The organism is Candidatus Blastococcus massiliensis AP3, assembly GCF_000582785.1.
GTDB lineage: Bacteria > Actinomycetota > Actinomycetes > Mycobacteriales > Geodermatophilaceae > Blastococcus > Blastococcus massiliensis.
The window spans coordinates 110,575-130,043 of record NZ_HG931173.1; the positions used below are offsets into that span (position 1 = coordinate 110,575).

Below are 19,469 nucleotides of genomic sequence, written 5' to 3' on the forward strand. Positions count from 1 at the left end.
GCGGGCTCAGCGCACGTCGAGCGCGGCGTCCAGGGCGCGGCGCATCTCGGCGATCGGCGCCTCGAGGCCGGTCATGAGCTCGACCTGGGCGGTGGCCTGCCAGAAGAGCACCTCGATGCCGCCGATCACCGTGCCGCCGGCCTCGGTGACCCGCTCGGCCAGGAGCGTGGGCCACGGCGAGTAGAGGACGTCGAGCACGGTCTGCCCCGTGTCCCACGGGAGTGCGCTGACCGCCGGCTGGCCGGCGACGGGGACGGTGCTGACCACGACCGGGGCCTCGACCCGGGAGCCGTCGAGCCGGGAGACCGTCACCGGCACCCGCAGCGCGTCGAGGATGCGGACGAGGTCGGCGGCCCGTCCCGGCTCCCGGACGACGACCTCGACGTGCCGGGCACCCAGCGAGGCGAGGGCGACGGCGGCCGCCGCGGCGGTGCCTCCCGCGCCGAGGACGGCGACCCGGTCGACCGAGTCGACCCCGGCCGCTTGGAGCGCCGTGCCGATGCCGGAGACGTCGGTGTTCTCCGCCCGCCAGCCCCGCTCCTCGCGGATCAGCGTGTTCGCCGCGCGCAGCAGCCCCGGCAGGGGCTCCACCACGTCGGCGACGTCGACCGCCGCCTGCTTGCACGGCATGGTGACCGAGAAGCCGCGCCATTCCTCGCCGAGTCCGGCCAGCAGGTCGGGCAGGTCCGCAGGCCCCACGTCCAGCGCGTCGTACCGCCAGTCGTCCAGCCCGAGCGCCGCGTAGGCCGCCCGGTGCAGGAGCGGGGAGAGCGAGTGCGAGACCGGCCGCCCGAGTACCGCTGCCCGCTGGGACTCGTCAGCCACCGCAGCCGAGGCCGGCCGCGGCGCACCGCTGACGCGCGGCCTGGAACTCGGCGTAGTCGGCGGTGAAGAAGTGCGTGCCGTCCGCGCTCTCCAGGACGTAGTAGAGGAGGTTCCCGGAACTGGGCGTGAGCGCCGCCTCCAGGCTCGCCTCGCCGGGCGAGCTGATCGGCGTCGGCGGGAGACCGGTGCGCGTCCGCGTGTTGTACGGGCCGTCGGTCCGCAGGTCGGTGACGGTCAGGTCGTTGCCGCTCTTGCTCAGCGCGAACGCCAGCGTGGCGTCGATGCCGAGCGGGATGCCCTGGCCCAGCCGGTTGTAGATCACCTGGGCCACGTCCGGCCGCTCCGAGTCCAGCCGGGTCTCGGACTGGATCATCGAGGCCACGGTGACGATCTCCGCCGGGGTCCGGCCGACGGCCGCGGCGCGCTGCTCCAGCTGGAGACCGGTGGCGACGGTGGTGAACTGCTGCACCATCGACCGGAGCAGCTGGGCCGGCGTGTCCTCGGGGTCGACGTCGTACGTGGCCGGGAAGAGGTAGCCCTCGAGCTGCCCGTTGGCGTAGGCCGGCAGTCCCAGAGCGGGGATGTCCGCGGCGGCGGCCTCGAACTCCTCGATGGGCCGGCCGGTCTCGGTCGCGAGGCGCTCCAGGGTCCGGGCCACGGTGAGGCCCTCGGGGATCGTCACCCGGGAGAGCAGGCGGGACTCGTTGCTCAGCAGCAGGTCCAGGGCCGCGGCACCGCTCATCTGCTGGCGCAGGCCGTAGCGGCCGGGCTGGATGCCGGTGGCCTCGGGTCGGTCCTCGGCGGCGTCCACGAAGGGGCCGGTCGAGGCGATGACGTCGGCCTCGGCGAGCGTGCGAGCGATGTCGGTGAGGGTGTCGCCCTCCGAGACCCGGATCTCGACGGTGCCGGTGCCCTCACCGGTGTAGTCCTCGGCCGTCATGAGGCCCATGAGCGCCTGGACGCCGAGGACGATGCCGACGACGAGGCCGCCGATGACCAGCAGGCTGAGCAGCACCGCCCAGGGGCGGCGCTTGCGGCGGCTCGGGTCGTCACGACGGTCGTACGGCGCGACGGGGATCCGCTCGTCGGGGTGGTCGTGCGGGGCGCCGTCCTGCGGAGAGCCGTCCTGCGGGGAGCGACGACCCGGGGTGCCGCGGCCGGCCTCGCTCCGGCGACGCAGGCCCCGGCGACGACGGGGGGCGTCCTCCTCGACGTGGGAACCGATGACCTCGAGGCCTCCGGTGCGGTCCTCCCACTCGTCGTCCTCCTCGGCCGACGAGGAAGCGTCGACGTCCCGCGGGTCGTACCCGTCGAGGTCGACGTGCTGGGCGACCGTCGCGTCGTCGTCGTCGGCCGGGCCGGTCGTGCGCGGCTGGAGCCGGTCCCACACGCCGGCCGGGCGTGGCGGCAGGGGCGGGAGCGGGGCCGAGGGGTGCTCGCTGTCGGGCCGGTGGGGGCCTCCGTGCTGCGGGGAGGAGCCTGGCCCGTCGTCACCGTCCGCGTGGCGGGCGCGCGGGTGGTCCGGGTGGTCGCTGGAGGCGTATGACCACCAGGCCGGCTCCGGCAGCGGCCCCGTCCGGTCCTCGTGCCGGTTCAGGACGCCCGAGACGTGGCGGAAGCCCCCGGTGGAGGCACCGGCGTCCGCCCACGGCTCGAAGCGGGGGCGGTTCTCGCCGTGCCGCGGGTCGCCGGGACGGATGCCGCCGGTCGCCGCGTCCGCGAAGCCGGGGGCCGGCGGGAAGCCGGCGCCCCAGGAGGGTGTCGAGAAACCGCCGGCGCCCTCGCCGGAGGAGTGACGCCCCCGCCGGCCCGGACCGCCGGGCTCGCTCACGACCGGGCCCGCCGGCTGTCCAGGTACTGCTGCAGGATGACCACAGCGGCCGCCTGGTCGATCACGGAGCGCTGATTGCGGCTGTCGATGCCGCCCTGACGCAGGTGACTGGCTGCGGTCACAGTCGATAGCCTCTCGTCGATCAGGTACACGGGCACATCCGCTATGCGGTCGGCCAGTGCCTGAGAGTAGGCGCTGGCGTCTTCAGCGGACGCGCCCGACGCACCCGACAGGTGCCTCGGCTCTCCCACGACCACCTCGGTCACCTCGTGTTCCACGACGAGGGCGGCGAGGCGGTCGAGATCGGCTCCGTCCTTGTCCCTGCGGAGCGTCTCGAGGGGGCTGGCCAGCGTGCCGGTCGCATCGGACATCGCCAGCCCGACCCGCACCGTGCCGACGTCCACCCCGAGGACCCGCCCGCCGGGCCGGCCTCCTCCCGACGGCTTCGGCGGCACCTTCAGGTGCGTCGGCCAGCCGCCGGACAGGTCGATCTCGGTCGTCTCGTTCGACACCGGGGGGAAACCGCGGGTGAGGTCGATCTCCGTCGTCGGGTGGTGCGTGGGCGCGCCACCCGGTGCGGGACGTGGCCGCGCGGGCGGGACGGCGGGCAGCTCGCGCCGCCGGCTCCCGACCGGGCCGGTGTCCTCGGGGTTGTACTCGGAACCGTTGTCCTCGCTCGTGGGCACGGTGCTCACCTCCCTGTGGCGGCCGCAACCGCCGACTCGCCGGCCTGCAGCGCGGCGGGGATGCCCGCCGCGTCGGTGCCGCCGCCCTGGGCGACGTCTGCTTTTCCGCCACCTCGACCGCCGACGGGGCCCGCCGCGGCCTTCAACACGTCGTTCGCGGACAGACCCTGCGCCAGCGCGGCCTGGTTCAGCGCCGCCACGAGAGCCACCTTGCCACCGGCGTCCGAAGCCAGCAGCACGACGGCCGGACGGTCGCCCAGCCGGCCGCGGACGTCGAGGGCGAGGGTGCGCAGGTCACCGCCGGTGAGACCCGCCGGTGCGCCGGTGACGACGGCGACCCCGCCGACGTCCCGCGCGGCGCCGGCCAGCTGACCGGCGGCAGCCAGGTTCTGCTGGCTGCGCAGCTCGGCCAGCTCGCGGTCGACGTCGCGCAGCCGGGACAGCATGCCGCTGACCCGCTCGACCAGCCCGTCCTGCGGGGCCTTGAGCAGCTCGGCGAGCTGGCGGACGAGGTCGCGCTCGCGGGCGAGGTAGCGGAAGCCCTCGAGCCCCACGACCGCCTCGACGCGGCGGGACCCCGAGCCGACCGAGGACTCGCCGGTCAGTGCCAGCGTGCCGATCTGCGCGCTGCCGCGGACATGGGTGCCACCGCACAGCTCGCGGGACCACGGCCCGCCGATCTCGACGACGCGGACCTGCTCGCCGTAGGTCTCCCCGAACAGCGCGAGCGCACCGAACGCCTGGGCCTCGGGCAGCGTCATCCACGAGGCGCTCACCGCGTGGTCGGCGCGGACTGCGGCGTTGGCGACGTCCTCGATGTCGCTGCGCTGCTGCTGGGTCAGCGCGCCCTGCCAGGCGAAGTCCAGCCGCAGGTAGCCCGGGCGGTTGTAGGAGCCGGACTGCAGCGCCTGCGGGCCGAGCACCTGGCGCAGCGCCGCATGCACGACGTGGGTGCCCGAGTGCGCCTGGCACGCCGAGAGCCGCCACTCGCGGTCGACCTCCGCGGTGAGCTCGGCCCCTTCGGTCAGCTCGCCCTCGAGGACGCGGACCTGGTGGGCGACCAGGCCCTTGACCGGGCGCTGCACGTCGATGACCTCGGCGCGGCCGCCGTCCCAGATGAGGAAGCCGGCGTCGGCGACCTGACCACCGGACTCGGCGTAGAAGGGCGTGCGGTCGAGGACCACGCGGGTGATCTCGCCGGGGCCGGCCGGTCGCGGCGCGGCGTCGTCGTCGCCCTCGGCGACGAGGCCGAGCACCCGGGAGTCGGTGCGCAGCGTCTCGTAGGCCTGCCAGTCGGTGGGCCCGTGCTCGCCGAGCAGCCGCCGGTAGGCCAGCACGTCGACCGATCCGGTCTTCTTCGCCCGGGCGTCGGCGCGGGCGCGGTCGCGCTGCTCCTTCATGAGCGCGCGGAAGCCGTCCTCGTCGACGACGACGCCCTGCTCGGCGGCCATCTCCAGGGTGACGTCGATCGGGAAGCCGTAGGTGTCGTGCAGGCTGAACGCCTGCTCGCCGGAGAGCGTCGGGGTGCCGGCCCGCTTGGCCTGCTGCACAGCGGTGTCGAACAGCGCCGTCCCCGAGGTGAGGGTGCGGCGGAACGCCTCCTCTTCCGCGTAGGCGATCGCGGAGATGCGGTCGAAGTCGGTGGCCAGCTCCGGGTAGCTGGCGCTCATCGCGTCCCGGGACACCGGCAGCAGCTCCGGCAGGGTCGCCGCCTCGACACCGAGCAGCTTCATCGAGCGGACGGCGCGGCGGAGCAGCCGGCGGAGGATGTAGCCGCGGCCCTCGTTGCCCGGCGTGATGCCGTCGCCGATGAGCATGAGCCCGCTGCGCACGTGGTCGGCGACCACGCGCAGCCGGACGTCGTCGTCGTGGTCCTTGCCGTACCGGATGCCGGCGAGGTCCGCGGCCCGGTGCAGCACCGGGGCGACCTCGTCGATCTCGTAGAGGTTGTCCACGCCCTGCAGCAGGTAGGCCACCCGCTCCAGCCCCATGCCGGTGTCGATGCTCTTCATGGGCAGGTCGCCGACGATGCGGAACTCCTCCTTGCTCCGCACGTCGTCGAGCTCGTACTGCATGAACACGAGGTTCCAGATCTCGAGGAACCGGTCCTCGTCGACCACCGGGCCACCGTCCCGGCCGTGCTCGGGCCCGCGGTCCACGTAGATCTCGCTGCACGGGCCGCCCGGGCCCGGCTGGCCGGTGTGCCAGTAGTTGTCCTTGCGGTCGCGCCGCTGGATCCGCTCGTCGGGCAGCCCGGCGATGCGCTTCCACGCGTCGGCGGCCTCGTCGTCGTCCAGGTAGACCGTGACCCAGATCTTCTCCGGGTCGAAGCCGAGCCCGCCGTCGTCGACCGTGCCGGTGATCAGGTCCCAGGCGTGCTGGATCGCGCCTTCCTTGAAGTAGTCGCCGAAGGAGAAGTTGCCGTTCATCTGGAAGAACGTGCCGTGGCGCGTGGTCTTGCCGACCTCTTCGATGTCGAGGGTGCGCACGCACTTCTGCACGCTGGTGGCCCGCGGGTAGGGAGCGGGCTCGCGGCCGGTCAGGTACGGGATGAACGGCACCATCCCGGCCACCGTGAACAGCAGCGACGGGTCCGGCGACACCAGCGACGCGCTGGGGACGACGGTGTGGCCGCGGGAGGCGAAGTGCTCCAGGAAGCGGCGGCGGATCTCGGCGGTCTGCATCAGGTCTTCTCGGTCTCGGCGGACGGAGCCGGGGAGGTGGTCGGACGTCCCCGGCGGCAGGTCAGGAAGGGGTGGCGCGGCGACCGGGCAGCGAGACCTGGTCGCCGGCGGGCAGCGGCGCGTCCAGTCCGGTGCCGGCGCGCAGCTCCTGCTCGCGCTCGGCCATCGCGTCGCGGACGTCCGCGCCGAAGTCACCGATCGCGTCGGCGAGGTCGCGCAGTCCTTCGGCGATCGAGGCGCCGATGCCCGCGGGGGTCATCTTCTCGGCCGCCTGGGACAGCTTGCGGACGACGAGCGCGCCGATGGTGATGCCCATGGCCAGCCAGAACAGCCGGCGCATCAGGCGGCCCGCCGGGCGGCACGACGCGCGCGGCGCGCGTCCTTGTCCCTGCGCGCGGCCTCGGCGATCGCCTCGCCCTCGCGCTTCTTGCGGGTGGCGCTACGGACCCCGTAGGAGAAGGCGGCGACCTTGATCAGCGGGCTGCCCAGGGTGGCGGCGACCACGCTGGTCAGCGCGGCGACGTTGCTCGACACGTTGGCGGCGTTGCCGGTGATGTCGTCCACGCGCTCGAGGTTGCTGTTCACGTGGGTCACCGTCGTGCTCGCCTGGGTGAGGATCGGCGCGCTCTGCTCACGGACCTGGCGGATGGTCAGCGTCGTCTCGTCGAGGGTGCGGCCCAGCTTGAGCAGCGGGACGGCGACCAGCACCACCAGCAGCACCAACGCACCGGCCGCTACCAGCCCGGCGATCTCTCCTGCGGACACACGTGCTCCTGTTCTCGAGTCTCTCTGCGACCGGCTGCTCGCCCCGGTGCTGCCGGGGAACCGGGCGGTCTGCCCGGAGTGGTCACAGTAGCCGCGGGGCCGGTCGGCCGTTCCCGTTCCTCCATCGGCAGTCCCGTCAGCGGGTGCGCCGGATGATCGCCCGCAGTTTCGCCAGCCGCTCCCCCAGCCGTGCCTCGGCGCCCCTGGTCGTGGGGCGGTAGTAGTCCTTCCCCACCAGCGCGTCGGGCGGGTACTGCTGCGGGACGACGCCGTCGGGGTGGCTGTGCGGGTACACGTAGGTCGTCGCGTTGCCCAGTTTCTTCGCGCCGGCGTAGTGCCCGTCGCGCAGCCCCGGCGGCACCGGGCCCGCGAGGCCGGCCCGCACGTCGGCGACCGACTCCCCCATCGCCCTGGTCACCGCGTTGGACTTCGGCGAGGTGGCGAGGTGGACGACGGCCTGGGCGAGCGGGAAGTGGCCCTCGGGCATGCCGATGAAGGCGACGGCGTCGGCGGCGGCGACGGCGGTGAGCAGCGCGGTCGGATCGGCCATGCCGATGTCCTCGCTCGCGGAGATGACCAGCCGCCGCGCGATGAACCGGGGGTCCTCCCCCGCCTCCACCATGCGGGCCAGGTAGTGCAGCGCGGCGTCCACGTCGCTGCCGCGGATGCTCTTGATCAGCGCGCTGGCGACGTCGTAGTGCTGGTCGCCCTGCCGGTCGTAGCGCACCGCGGCCTGCGCGACCGCCGTCTCCAGGGTGGCGAGGTCGATCTCGGTCGCCCCGACGGCCTGCGCCGCACCGGCGCCGGACTCCAGCGCGGTGAGCGCCTTGCGGCCGTCCCCGCCCGCGACCCGGACCAGGTGTTCCTCTGCTTCGGCGCTCAGCGTCACGGCGCCGTCGAGCCCGCGGTCGCTGGTGAGCGCGCGGTGCAGCAGCGTCCGGACGTCGTCGTCCTCCAGGGGTTGCAGCGCAAGCACCAGGCTGCGGGACAGCAGCGGGCTGACCACGGAGAAGAAGGGGTTCTCGGTGGTGGCGGCGATGAGGCTGACGATCCGGTCCTCGACCGCGGACAGCAGGCTGTCCTGCTGGGTCTTGGAGAAGCGGTGCACCTCGTCGATGAACAGGACGGTGCGGCGGCCGGAGAAGGTCAGCTCGCGCTTGGCGCTCTGGATGACCGCCCGCACCTCCTTCACCCCCGAGTCCAGTGCGGACAGCTGGACGAACTGGCGCTTGGTGGCCAGGGAGATCACGTGCGCCAGGGTGGTCTTGCCGGTGCCGGGCGGGCCGTAGAGGACCAGCGACATCGGCTCGTCGGACTCGACCAGCCGGCGCAGCGGCGCCCGGTCGCCGAGCAGGTGCTGCTGACCGACGACCTCGTCGAGCGAACGCGGCCGCATGCGCACGGCCAGCGGGGCGCCGGGGTCGACGACCGGGGCGCCGTCCTCACCCGGTGCAGGGTCGAACAGCGATGTCACGGGGTCCTCGGTTCGCTACCGCGGCGGGCTCCGCTCCTCGCTCGTTCCTCGCTGCGATGCTCACCCGCCTGTCCACTCACGGTTGCGACGCTACCCGCGGGGCACGACACCCTCCGTGCAGCAGCGACGCATCGGGGACAGGGCGGTTGGCGCCATCGGACTGGGTGCCATGCCCCTGTCGACGAAGGATCCGCGGCCCTCGCGCGAGGAGGCCATCGGCGTGGTGCACGCCGCCCTCGACGCCGGGGTGACGCTGATCGACACCGCCGACGCGTACTCCCGCGACGAGGCGGAGTTCGGGCACAACGAGGAGCTGGTGGCCGAGGCGCTGCGTTCCTACGGGTCCCCCGACGTCCTCGTCGCGACCAAGGGCGGGCACACCCGGTCGGGCACCGGCTGGGGGCTGGACGGGACGGAGGCCTACCTGCGGCGGGCGTGCGAGGACTCGCTCCGCCGGCTCGGGGTCGAGGCGATCGGGCTCTACCAGTTCCATAGGCCAGACCCTGCGACGCCGTGGGAGGAGTCGATGGGCGCGCTCCGGTCGCTGGCCGACGACGGGCTCGTGCGGATGGTGGGGGTGTCGAACGCCGACGTCGCGCAGATCGACGCCGCCCGCTCGATCGTCGGCGCCGCCTTCGTGAGCGTGCAGAACCAGTTCTCGCCCGGCTGGCGGTCCTCGGCCGGCGAGCTGGCGCACTGCGCGGCGCACGGGCTGGCGTTCCTGCCGTGGAGCCCGTTCGGCGGGGTGTCGGCCGCCGGGTCGCTGGACTCGGCAGCCCCCGCCTTCGCCGAGGTGGCGGCGGAACTGGGCGTCTCGGTGTACCGGGTCACGCTGGCGTGGCACCTCGCGCAGGCCGACGTCGTCGTCCCCATCCCCGGCGCCTCCCGGGCGGCGTCGATCCAGGACTCGGCCGCCGCCGCCGACCTGCAGCTCACCGACGCCCAGCTCACCCGCCTCGACGCCAGTTGATCATCGGGTGGTTGCCGCTCGCATCGGCGAGTCCGCGCGTGTCTGCGGCAAGAACTCGATGATCACGGTCCACAGCCGGGCCGGCAGTCCACAGACGCCGCCACGACGGCCGGTATCGCCGTCCGCGGCCGCATCGTGCCGCCATGAGCGACAGCGACGACGTCGCACTGGGCCCCGTCTACACGTGGGCGGACGCCCGACGACGCGGAGCTCGCCGGCGCCAGATCTCCGCTGACGGCTCGAGGATCAGCCGGGGGCTGTACCTGTCGTCGGCGGTCGAGCCTTCGCTGCTGGAGCGCTGCACGGCCTGGTCGGAGCTCCTGCCTGCCGGCGCGGGATTCGGCTTGGAGACCGCCGCGGAGCTCTACGGCCTGCCCACCCGCCGTTCGTCCGACGTCCACGTGGTCTCCAGGCCGCTGACGGTGCTCCCGCAACGGCGCGGGCTGCGCATGCACATCCGTCAGCTGGCCGACGAGGACATCGTCCCCATGGGCAGCCTCCTCATCACCTCGGCCGCACAGACCTTCCTGGACATGGCCGCCCGGTGCCCCGCGGCCGAGCTCGTCGTCATCGGCGACGCACTCATGCGCACCCGCCGGCTGACCCGCGAGACCCTCGCGAGCCGTCTCGCGCGCGCTGACCGCGTCCGCGGCGTCGTCCGGGCACGCGAGTGCGCGCCACTTCTCACGCCCCTCGCGATGTCCCGCCCCGAGAGCCTGATGCGGTACTGGCTGACCACCAGCGAGCTGCCCGAGCCGGAGGTGCAGATTCCCATCCACGACCGATGGGGCCAGGAGGTGGCCCACGCGGATCTCGGCTATTCGCGGTGGAAACTCGCGCTGGAGTACGAGGGGCGCCAGCACGCGGACCGGGACCAGTTCGGTCGGGACGTCGACCGGTACTCGCTGATGGCGGCAGACGGCTGGCTGGTCCTCCGATTCGCTGCGCGGCACGTCAACGGCCCGCTGGTCGTGCTCGATCGGACCCGCCGCGCTCTGCTGAACCGAGGGTGGCGCCCCGACGCGTGATCATCGGGTTGTTGCCGCAGACACGCGCGAACATGCCGATACGAGCGGCCACAACTCGATGATCAACTCCGGTCAGCGGGCGAGGACCGCCTTCAGGGCCGCCAGCACCAGCGCGACCTTGTCGGGCGCGGCGTTCGGGCCCATGAGCCCGATCCGCCACACCGACCCGGCGTACGCCCCCGCACCCGCCCCGATCTCGACACCGAAGCGCTCCAGCAGCTCCCCGCGCACCGCGGCCGAGTCGACGCCGTCCGGCACCTTCACGGTGGTGAGCTCCGGCAGCCGGTGCCCCTCGGCCGCGAACAGCTCCAGCCCGAGCTCGGCCAGCCCCTCGTGCAGCAGCCGGCCGGCCTCGGCGTGCCGGGCGTACACCGCGTCCAGCCCCTCCTCGAGGATCCGGCCGAGCCCCGCGTGCAGCGCGACGACCATCCCCGTCGGCGCGGTGTGGTGGTAGGTGCGCCCGGAACCGGCCGCCTCCCCCGCGTATCCGCCCAGCAGCCCCAGGTCGAGGTACCAGCTCTGCGGCTTCTCGACCCGCCGCTCCCACGCGCGCTCGTTGATCGTGAACGGCGCGAGCCCGGGCGGGACGCCGAGGCACTTCTGCGAACCCGAGTACGCGAGGTCCACGCCCCAGTCGTCCAGCCGCACCGGGATGCCGCCGAGCGAGGTGACGCAGTCGGCCAGCAGCAACGCGTCGCCCTTGCCCTCGGCCAGGGGCCGCAGGTCGGACAGCACGCCGGTCGAGGTCTCCGCGTGCACAGCGGCGATCAGCTTCGGCGCGGGGTGCGCGTCCAGCACCCGGGAGGCGTCGACCGGCTGCCCCCACTCGTGCTCGACGGCGACGACCTCGGCCCCGCAGCGCGCGGCGACCTCCACCATGCGCTGTCCGAACAGCCCGTTCACCGCGACGACGACGACGTCCCCCGGGCCGACGGTGTTGACGAACGCCGCCTCCATGCCCGCCGACCCGGTCGCCGAGAGCGGCAGGGTGCGCCGGTTCGCCGTCCCGAACACCTGCCGCAGCCGCTCGGAGGTCTCGTCGAGGACCTGCAGGAACACCGGGTCGAGGTGCCCCAGCAGCGGGAGGCCGAGCGCGGCCTGGGCCTCCGGGTACGGGTTGGACGGGCCGGGGCCGAGCAGGGTGCGGGCGCGCAGAACCATGTAGGCCTACTTCTCCGCCGGGTCGGGCGCTCCGGGCGACGCCGGCTTCGCGTCGATGCCCGCCTCGGCCCGCTGCGTCTCGGTGATCGGCGTGGGCGCGCCGGTCAGCGGGTCGAAGCCGCCGCCGGTCTTCGGGAAGGCGATGACGTCGCGCAGCGAGTTGGCGCCGGCGAGCAGCATGACGACGCGGTCCCAGCCGAAGGCGATGCCACCGTGCGGCGGGGGGCCGTAGGAGAAGGCGTCGAGCAGGAAGCCGAACTTCTCCTGCGCCTCCTCGGGCCCGATGCCCATGAGGTCGAACACCCGCTGCTGCACGTCCTTGCGGTGGATACGGATCGACCCACCGCCGATCTCGTTGCCGTTGCAGACGATGTCGTAGGCGTAGGCCAGCGCCTCGGCGGGGTCGGTCTCGAAGCGGTCGATCCACTCGGGCTTCGGCGAGGTGAAGGCGTGGTGCACCGCGGTCCACGCGCCCCCGCCGACGGCGACGTCACCGCTCTCCCCCGCCGGCTCGAACAGCGGGGCGTCGACGACCCAGACGAACTCCCAGCGGCTCTCGTCGATCAGCCCGCAGCGCGAGCCGATCTCGAGGCGGGCAGCAGCCAGCAGGCTGCGGGCCGACGAGGCCTCCCCCGCCGCGAAGAAGATGCAGTCGCCGGGTGCGGCGCCGACGTGGGCGGCGATGCCGGCGAGCTCGGTCTCCGACAGGTTCTTGGCGACCGGCCCGGTGAGCGAGCCGTCCTCCTGCACGAGCACGTAGGCCAGTCCGCGGTGGCCGCGCTGCTTGGCGAACTCCTGCCAGGCGTCGAGCTGCTTGCGCGGCTGCGAAGCACCGCCGGGCATGACGACCGCCCCGACGTAGGGCGCCTGGAACACGCGGAACGGCGTGTCGGCGAAGAACTCCGTGCACTCGACCAGCTCGCAGCCGAAGCGCAGGTCGGGCTTGTCGTTGCCGTAGCGGCGCATCGACTCGGCGTAGGTGATGCGCGGGATCGGGAGCGGTACCTCGACACCCACGAGCGCCCAGAGCGCGGCGACGATCCGCTCGCCGACGGCGATGACGTCGTCCTGCTCGACGAAGCTCATCTCGATGTCGAGCTGGGTGAACTCCGGCTGCCGGTCGGCGCGGAAGTCCTCGTCCCGGTAGCAGCGGGCGATCTGGTAGTAGCGCTCCATGCCGCCGACCATCAGCAGCTGCTTGAACAGCTGCGGGGACTGCGGCAGGGCGTACCAGCTGCCGGGCTGCAGGCGCACGGGCACGAGGAAGTCGCGGGCGCCCTCGGGGGTGGAGCGGGTGAGCGTGGGCGTCTCGATCTCGACGAAGCCCTCGTCGTGCAGCACCTCGCGGGCGGCGCGGTTCACCTCGCTGCGCAGCCGCATCGCGGCGGCCGGTCCGGAGCGGCGCAGGTCGAGGTAGCGGTGTCGCAGCCGCGCCTCCTCGCCGACCTCGACGTGGTCGTCGATGGGGAACGGCAGCGGGTCGGAGGAGCTGAGCACTTCGACAGCTGCCGCCACGACCTCGATCCCGCCGGTCGGCAGCTCCGGGTTCTCGTTGCCCTCGGGCCGGGTGCGGACCTCACCGGTCACCTGCACGCAGTACTCGTTGCGCAGGTGGTGGGCCTCCTCCTCGCGGACGACGACCTGCACGTAGCCCGACGCGTCGCGCAGGTCGAGGAACACCACGCCCCCGTGGTCGCGGCGGCGGGCCACCCAGCCGGCGAGGGTGACGGTGGTTCCTGCGTCGGTCGCGCGCAGGGTCCCGGCGTCATGGCTGCGGAGCACTGTGGATCTCTCTCTCGGATCGGGTGGAGCTGGGAGGTCAGGGACCGACCGCGGCGCGCACGGTCGGGAAGAGGTCGCCGATCGGCACGGTGGTCTGCTCGCCGGTGCGCATGTCCTTGAGCTGGGCGACGCCCTCGGCCAGGTCGCGGTCGCCGACGATCACGACGTGCGTGGCGCCGGAGCGGTCAGCGGCCTTCATGGCGCCCTTGAGCCCGCGGTCGCCGTACACCGTGTCGGCCGCGACGCCGTCCTCGCGCAACTGCCCGACCAGCCGGACGGCGAGTCGCTTGGCCTCGGCGCCCAGGGGCACGACGAACGCCTGCACGGCCGACGCCGTCCCGATGTCCAGCCCCTCGGCCTGCACCGCGAGCAGCGTCCGGTCGACCCCGACCGCGTAGCCGATGCCCGAGAGGTCGGGCCCGCCGAGCGCGGCCGAGAGCCCGTCGTAGCGCCCCCCGCCACCGATGGCCGACTGCGCGCCGAGACCGTGGTGGACGAACTCGAACGTCGTCTTCGTGTAGTAGTCCAGCCCGCGCACCAGCCGCGGCGCCTCGGTCCAGGTCACGCCCAGGTCGGTCAGGTGCTGGCGGACGGCGTCGTAGTGAGCCTTGGTGCTGTCCGACAGGTGGTCGACCATCAGCGGGGCGTCGTCGAGCTGCGCCTGCACCTCGGGCCGCTTGTCGTCGAGCACCCGCAGCGGGTTGATCTCCGCGCGGCGCCGGGTCTCCTCGTCCAGGTCCAGCTTCGTCAGGTAGCCGACGAGCAGTTCCCGGTACTGCGGCCGACAGGTGGCGTCGCCCAGCGAGGTGAGCAGCAGCTCGAAGTCGGTCAGTCCGAGGTCGCGGAAGCCCTGCACGCCCAGCGCGACGACCTCGGCGTCGAGCGCCGGGTCGTCGACCCCCAGGGCCTCGCAGTCGACCTGGGTGAAGTGCCGGTAGCGGCCGGCCTGCGGGCGCTCGTAGCGGAACGCCGAGCCGACGCTCCAGATCTTCACCGGCAGCGCACCGTCGTACAGCCGGTGCTCGATGAAGGCACGCATCAGTCCGGCCGTGAGCTCGGGGCGCAGCGTCAGCGAGCGGCCACCGCGGTCGGTGAACGTGTACATCTCCTTGGAGACGACGTCGGTGGACTCCCCCACGCCGCGGGAGAAGACCTCGGTGTTCTCGAACGCCGGCGCCTCGATGTAGCCGTAGCCGGCCCGCCGCAAGCGGGCGGTGAGGGTGTCGCGGACCGCGAGGAACCGAGCGGAGTCCGGCGGCAGGATGTCGAAGGTGCCTTTCGGGGCGGTCATGCCGGCCATCAGAGACCGCGTCCCTTCGGGGCGGCAGCGGCCTCGGCCAGGTACGGGTTCGTCGCCCGCTCCCGGCCGATGGTCGTGGCGGGACCGTGGCCGGGCAGCACGATCGTCTCGTCGTCCAGCGGCAGGACGACGTCGCGCAGCGAGGCGAGCATCGCGTCCCACGAACCGCCGGGCAAGTCCACCCGGCCCACCGACCCGGCGAAGAGCACGTCGCCGGCCAGCAGCCCGGGGGCCTCGCCGAACTCGCTGCCGAGGTCGACGGAGAACATCACCGAGCCCTGCGTGTGGCCGGGCGCGTGCCGCACCGTCAGGTCGACCCCCGCCAGCGACAGGAGGGCGCCGTCCTCGAGCAGCTTGACGTCGGAGGGGTCGGGCAGCCGGAGGCCGGTGATCAGGGGCGCCAGTTGCGGGCCGTGCCAGCGCACCGGGTCGGCGATCATGCCCAGGTCGTCCGGGTGCAGGTACGCGGGGATGTCGTAGCCGTCGCACACGGGGAGCACGGAGAAGGTGTGGTCCAGGTGCCCGTGGGTGAGCACCACGGCGACCGGCTTGAGGCCGTCGTCGGCCAGCATCCGGGCCAGCGGCTCGACGGCGTCCATCCCGGGATCGACGACGACGCACTCCGCTCCCGGTCCGGACGCCACGGCGTAGCAGTTGGTGCCGAAGGCGCCTGCGGGGAACGAGCGGATGAGCACCCGTGCAGGTTACGCGGGCCGCCCGGCACGGGCGGGCGTGCCAGGACAGCGCGCATTTCAGGGACGTGACAGCCCGGGGACCTAGACTCCGTCGTCGACCCGCGTCGGCGACGCCCGACCGACGCCCTGCCGAGCAGCCGCACTCCGAGGAGTTCCGAAGCCGTGCCCACGAACAAGCAGCGCCGTGAGGCCGCCCAGCGTCACCTGCAGCGGCAGCTGGAGCGCCGCAGCGAGCAGGCCCGCAAGCGCCGCCGGAACCTCGGCATCACCCTGGCCGCTCTCGCCGCCGTCGTCGTGGTGGGAGCGGGGCTGCTGATCGCCGGCGTCTTCTCCGACGACGACGAGGCGGCGAGCGCCGACGGCACGGTCTCCTGCGAGTACACCCCGGACGCCGGCCCCAACCTCACCGACGTCGGCACGCCTCCGTCTCCCGAGGAGACGCCGGCCCAGGGCACCACGACGCTGCTGATGAGCACCAACCAGGGCGACCTGACCCTGACCCTGGACCGCAGCACTGCCCCGTGCGCCGCGGCCAGCTTCACCTACCTCGCCGAGCAGGAGTTCTTCGACGGCTCCCCGTGCCACCGCATGGTGAACCAGCCGACGTTCGGCGTCCTGCAGTGCGGCGATCCGAGCGGCACCGGGTCCGGTGGTCCCACGTACAAGTACGCGGAAGAGGTCACCGACGAGACGACCTATCCGGCGGGGACGATCGCGATGGCCAAGAGCGGGCCGCCCAACACGACCGGCAGCCAGTTCTTCCTCGTGTTCGACGACGCGCAGCTCAGCCCCGACTACACCGTGGTCGGCACCATCGACGAGGCGAGCCTCGCGGTGCTGGAGGAGATCGCCGAGGCCGGCAACGACGGCTCCATGGAACCCGCTCCGGGCGGCGGCGCCCCGAACGAGCCGGTCACGATCGAGTCGATGACCGTCGCCTCGTAAGGGTCTGGAACGGCCCCGCTGCAAGGGCCCGCGCCGAGCGTGCGAGGCGTGGGGGGCAGCGGGGTCCTTCCTCAGGCGGTGACGCGCTCGACGTCGAAGACGCCGTCGACGTTGCGCACCGTCTGCAGGACCGCCCCGAGGTGCGCCGGGTCGGCGAGCTCGAAGGTGAACCGGCTGATCGCCACCCGGTCGCGGCTGGTCTGCACCGACGCCGACAGGATGTTCACCCGCTCGTCGGCCAGCGCCTTGGTGACGTCGGAGAGCAGCCGGTGCCGGTCGAGCGCCTCGACCTGGATGGCGACGAGGAACACCGAACCCGGCTGCGAGGCCCACTCGACCTCGACCAGCCGCTCGGGCTTGCGCTGCAGGTCGTCGGCGTTGGTGCAGTCCGTGCGGTGCACGCTCACGCCGCCGCCGCGCGTGACGAAGCCGAGGATCTCGTCGCCCGGCACCGGGGTGCAGCACTTGGCCAGCTTGGCCCAGACGTCGGTCATGCCGTGGACGACGACACCCGGGTCGCCGCCCGCGGAGCGCCGCGGCGTCGGACGGCTGGTGGGGATGGCGGTCTCGGCGATGTCCTCGACCGCGCCCTCGGCGCCGCCCATCGCGGCGATGAGCTTCTCGACCACCGACGCGGCGGAGATGTGGTTCTCCCCCACCGCCGCGTAGAGGGCGGTGACGTCGGGGTGGTGGAGGTCCTTGGCAAGGGTCGAGAGCGCGTCGCCGCCGAGCAGCCGCTGCAACGGCAGGCCCGCCTTGCGCATCGTCCGGGTCAGCGCCTCCTTGCCGGCGTCGACCGCGTCCTCGCGGCGCTCCTTGGTGAACCACTGCCGGATCTTCGTCCGTGCCCGGGAGGACCCGACGAAGGACAGCCAGTCCTGGGAGGGCCCGGCCGTGGGCGACTTGGAGGTGAAGACCTCCACGACGTCGCCGTTGGACAGCTTGCTGTCCAGGGAGACCAGCGCGCCGTTCACACGGGCGCCGATGGTGCGGTAGCCGACCTCGGTGTGCACCGCGAAGGCGAAGTCCACCGGCGTCGATTCCCCGGGGAGGCTGATCACGTCGCCCTTGGGCGTGAAGACGAAGACCTCCTGCGGACCGAGGTCGTAGCGCAGGGTCTCGAGGAACTCGCCGGGCTCCTGGGCCTCGCGCTGCCAGTCGAGCAGCTGGCGCAGCCACAGCATGTCGTCGGGCGTGCCGGGCTTGGCCGGGGCGCCGAACTCGCCGGCGCTGGGCTTGCCGCCGGCCCGCGCCTTCTCCTTGTACTTCCAGTGCGCCGCGATGCCGAAGTCGGCGGTGCGGTGCATGTCGTGCGTGCGGATCTGCAGCTCGACCGGCTTGCCCTGCGGGCCGATCACCGTGGTGTGCAGCGACTGGTACATGTTGAACTTCGGCATCGCGACGAAGTCCTTGAAGCGGCCGGGGACCGGCTGCCAGTGCGCGTGCATGATGCCGAGTGCGGCGTAGCAGTCGCGCACGGAGTCGACCAGCACCCGGATGCCGACGAGGTCCCAGATGTCGGTGAAGTCGCGGCCGCGCACGATCATCTTCTGGTAGATCGAGTAGTAGTGCTTGGGCCGGCCGGTGACGACCGCCTCGATCTTCGCCGCCTTCAGCTGCTCGGTGACCGCCGAGGCGACCTCCGCGAGGTAGGTGTCCCGCGAGGGCGCGCGCTCGGCCACCAGCCGGACGATCTCGTCGTAGCGCTTGGGGTAGAGCGTGGCGAACGCCAGGTCCTCGAGCTCCCACTTGATGGTGTTCATGCCGAGCCGGTGGGCCAGCGGGGCGAGGATCTCCAGCGTCTCGCGCGCCTTCTTCTCCTGCTTCTCGGGCGGGAGGAAGCGCAGCGTGCGCATGTTGTGCAGCCGGTCGGCGAGCTTGATGACGAGGACGCGCGGATCGCGCGACATCGCGACGATCATCTTGCGGATCGTCTCGGCCTGGGCGGCGTCGCCCAGCTTCACCTTGTCGATCTTGGTGACGCCGTCGACGAGGTGGGCGACCTCCGCACCGAAGTCCTCGGCGATCGAGTCCAGCGTGACCCCGGTGTCCTCGACCGTGTCGTGCAGCAGTGCCGCGACGAGCGTCGTGGTGTCCATCCCCAGGCCGGCCAGGATGGTGGCGACGGCGAGCGGGTGGGTGATGTAGGGGTCGCCGCTCTTGCGCTTCTGCGCGGAGTGCGCGGTCTCGGCGACGTCGTAGGCCCGCTGCAGCAGCGTGAGGTCGGCCTTGGGGTGGCTCTGCCGGTGCAGCGCGGCCAGCGGTTCGAGCACGGGCCGGACCACGGTGCTGCGCTGTCCGGCGACGATCCGGCGGGCCAGCCGGTCGCGGACCCTCCGGCGCGGGGCACCGGACTCCCCGTCCCCGGGTTCGGCGCCGACGTCGTCGGGGCGGCGCACGACCGGGCGCTGCGGGAGCGGAGGACGCCGGGCGGGAGCCGGCTCGGGGGCGGAGGACCCGGCCGGGCCCGGCGGGGCCGGATCGCCGGGAGCGCCTGGTGGCCCGGGGCGCGCGGGAGCGGCGTCGGCGGCTACATCGGAGGCCACGGCGACTCCTGCGGGTCCGAGGAGCGGGGGAACCTCCCCATATTAGCCGGGCGGCAGGTGCAACCGCCGCGCTCGGGGAGGCCCTCTCCCCCGGTCAGGTGGTCCAGAGCGCGTGCACGGTGTGCGGCGCGAGCCGCTCGCGTCCGCCCAGCGCTGCGAGTTCGACGACCACCGAGACGGCCGTGACCACCCCGCCGAGCTGCTCCACCAGCGCCACCGCAGCGGTGAGGGTGCCGCCGGTGGCGAGCACGTCGTCGACCACCAGCACCCGCTGGCCCGGGCGGAGGGAGTCCGAGTGCAGTTCCAGGGTCGCGGTGCCGTACTCGAGCGCGTAGTCGGCGGCGATCCGCTCCCGCGGCAGCTTGCCGGCCTTGCGGACCAGGACGACGCCGACGCCCACTGCGTGCGCGACCGCGGCCGCGAGCAGGAACCCGCGCGCCTCCACCCCGACGACGACGTCGAAGGGCGGTGTCCGCTCGTCCGTCCCGGCCACCGCGGCGGCCCGGGGGTCGCCGTCGGCCGGTGCGGCCAGCCCCTCGACCACGCGGCGGAACGCGGGGCCGTCGGCGAAGACCGGCGTCAGGTCCCGGAAGAGCACGCCGGGCTCGGGGTGGTCGGGGATGTCGACGGTGAGCGAGGCGATCAGCTCGTCCAGCGGCTGCACCGGCTCGTCGGCGAGGGCGCTCACCGGCGTCGCTTGGCCGTCGGGCGGCCCTTGCCGCCGGGCCGGTTCGGGCGGGCGCCCGGACGCGGGGTGCTGGTGCCACCGGGGCCCTC

The 19,469-nt window shown here is 73.3% G+C and carries 16 protein-coding genes; 3 read left to right on the forward strand and 13 right to left on the reverse strand.

What is annotated here, in order from left to right:
* Positions 1 to 6: 6 nt before the first annotated feature.
* The 7 genes from BN344_RS00550 to BN344_RS00580 all read right to left on the reverse strand — a co-directional run bounded on the left by BN344_RS00550 (position 7) and on the right by BN344_RS00580 (position 8,265).
* Complete coding sequence (locus BN344_RS00550; protein WP_040336607.1) at positions 7 to 825, reverse strand: shikimate dehydrogenase; 819 nt, start codon at positions 823 to 825, stop codon at positions 7 to 9.
* Positions 818 to 2,656, reverse strand: coding sequence for an endolytic transglycosylase MltG (gene mltG / locus BN344_RS18730; RefSeq protein ID WP_051515379.1), 1,839 nt, complete (start codon positions 2,654 to 2,656; stop codon positions 818 to 820). Before mltG ends, BN344_RS00550 begins: the two co-directional genes overlap by 8 nt.
* Positions 2,653 to 3,168, reverse strand: a complete 516-nt coding sequence (gene ruvX / locus BN344_RS00560; RefSeq protein ID WP_231486384.1) for a Holliday junction resolvase RuvX — start codon at positions 3,166 to 3,168, stop codon at positions 2,653 to 2,655. Before ruvX ends, mltG begins: the two co-directional genes overlap by 4 nt.
* A gap of 179 nt (positions 3,169 to 3,347) precedes the next feature.
* Positions 3,348 to 6,026 carry an alanine--tRNA ligase gene (gene alaS / locus BN344_RS00565; protein ID WP_040336608.1) on the reverse strand — a complete coding sequence of 893 codons (2,679 nt, stop codon included), beginning with the start codon at positions 6,024 to 6,026 and terminating at the stop codon, positions 3,348 to 3,350.
* A 61-nt stretch (positions 6,027 to 6,087) separates the two neighbouring features.
* On the reverse strand, positions 6,088 to 6,366 hold the full coding sequence (locus BN344_RS00570; RefSeq protein WP_040336609.1) for a hypothetical protein: 279 nt from the start codon (positions 6,364 to 6,366) through the stop codon (positions 6,088 to 6,090).
* Positions 6,366 to 6,791, reverse strand: coding sequence for a DUF948 domain-containing protein (locus tag BN344_RS00575; protein ID WP_040336610.1), 426 nt, complete (start codon positions 6,789 to 6,791; stop codon positions 6,366 to 6,368). The genes BN344_RS00570 and BN344_RS00575 overlap by 1 nt, the downstream gene beginning before the upstream one ends.
* Positions 6,792 to 6,927: 136 nt before the next feature.
* Positions 6,928 to 8,265, reverse strand: coding sequence for a replication-associated recombination protein A (locus tag BN344_RS00580; protein ID WP_040336611.1), 1,338 nt, complete (start codon positions 8,263 to 8,265; stop codon positions 6,928 to 6,930).
* Positions 8,266 to 8,380: 115 nt separating this feature from the next.
* On the opposite strand from BN344_RS00580, the gene BN344_RS00585 reads away from it, so the two are divergent.
* Both BN344_RS00585 and BN344_RS00590 read left to right on the forward strand, forming a co-directional pair.
* A complete protein-coding gene (locus BN344_RS00585) occupies positions 8,381 to 9,235 on the forward strand; it encodes an aldo/keto reductase (RefSeq protein WP_040336612.1) in 855 nt (284 codons plus the stop codon).
* A 143-nt stretch (positions 9,236 to 9,378) separates the two neighbouring features.
* Complete coding sequence (locus BN344_RS00590; protein ID WP_040336613.1) at positions 9,379 to 10,263, forward strand: hypothetical protein; 885 nt, start codon at positions 9,379 to 9,381, stop codon at positions 10,261 to 10,263.
* Positions 10,264 to 10,335: 72 nt separating this feature from the next.
* Here the strand turns inward: BN344_RS00590 and BN344_RS00595 are convergent, their stop codons facing one another.
* From BN344_RS00595 to BN344_RS00610, 4 genes are read right to left on the reverse strand one after another with little or no spacing between them, the layout of a single operon-like run.
* The gene (locus tag BN344_RS00595) at positions 10,336 to 11,424 is read right to left on the reverse strand and encodes a pyridoxal-phosphate-dependent aminotransferase family protein (protein ID WP_040336614.1); all 1,089 of its coding nucleotides are present in this window, start codon (positions 11,422 to 11,424) and stop codon (positions 10,336 to 10,338) included.
* A gap of 6 nt (positions 11,425 to 11,430) precedes the next feature.
* Positions 11,431 to 13,206: an aspartate--tRNA ligase gene (gene aspS, locus BN344_RS00600; RefSeq protein ID WP_040336615.1), complete on the reverse strand. Its 1,776-nt coding sequence runs from the start codon at positions 13,204 to 13,206 to the stop codon at positions 11,431 to 11,433.
* 37 nt (positions 13,207 to 13,243) lie between these two features.
* Positions 13,244 to 14,497: a histidine--tRNA ligase gene (gene hisS, locus BN344_RS00605; RefSeq protein WP_231486387.1), complete on the reverse strand. Its 1,254-nt coding sequence runs from the start codon at positions 14,495 to 14,497 to the stop codon at positions 13,244 to 13,246.
* 8 nt (positions 14,498 to 14,505) lie between these two features.
* Entirely contained in the window at positions 14,506 to 15,201 is a 696-nt protein-coding gene (locus BN344_RS00610; RefSeq protein WP_040336617.1) for an MBL fold metallo-hydrolase, read from the reverse strand.
* Between the two features lie 162 nt (positions 15,202 to 15,363).
* Between BN344_RS00610 and BN344_RS00615 the strand changes: the two genes are divergently transcribed.
* The gene (locus tag BN344_RS00615) at positions 15,364 to 16,146 is read left to right on the forward strand and encodes a peptidylprolyl isomerase (RefSeq protein ID WP_040336618.1); all 783 of its coding nucleotides are present in this window, start codon (positions 15,364 to 15,366) and stop codon (positions 16,144 to 16,146) included.
* Between the two features lie 71 nt (positions 16,147 to 16,217).
* On the opposite strand, the gene BN344_RS00620 is transcribed toward BN344_RS00615, so the two are convergent.
* Positions 16,218 to 18,545 (reverse strand): RelA/SpoT family protein, encoded by a 2,328-nt coding sequence (locus tag BN344_RS00620; RefSeq protein ID WP_051515380.1) that lies wholly within the window; start codon positions 18,543 to 18,545, stop codon positions 16,218 to 16,220.
* 241 nt (positions 18,546 to 18,786) lie between these two features.
* Entirely contained in the window at positions 18,787 to 19,380 is a 594-nt protein-coding gene (locus BN344_RS00625) for an adenine phosphoribosyltransferase (RefSeq protein WP_040336620.1), read from the reverse strand.
* Positions 19,381 to 19,469 lie beyond the last annotated feature (89 nt).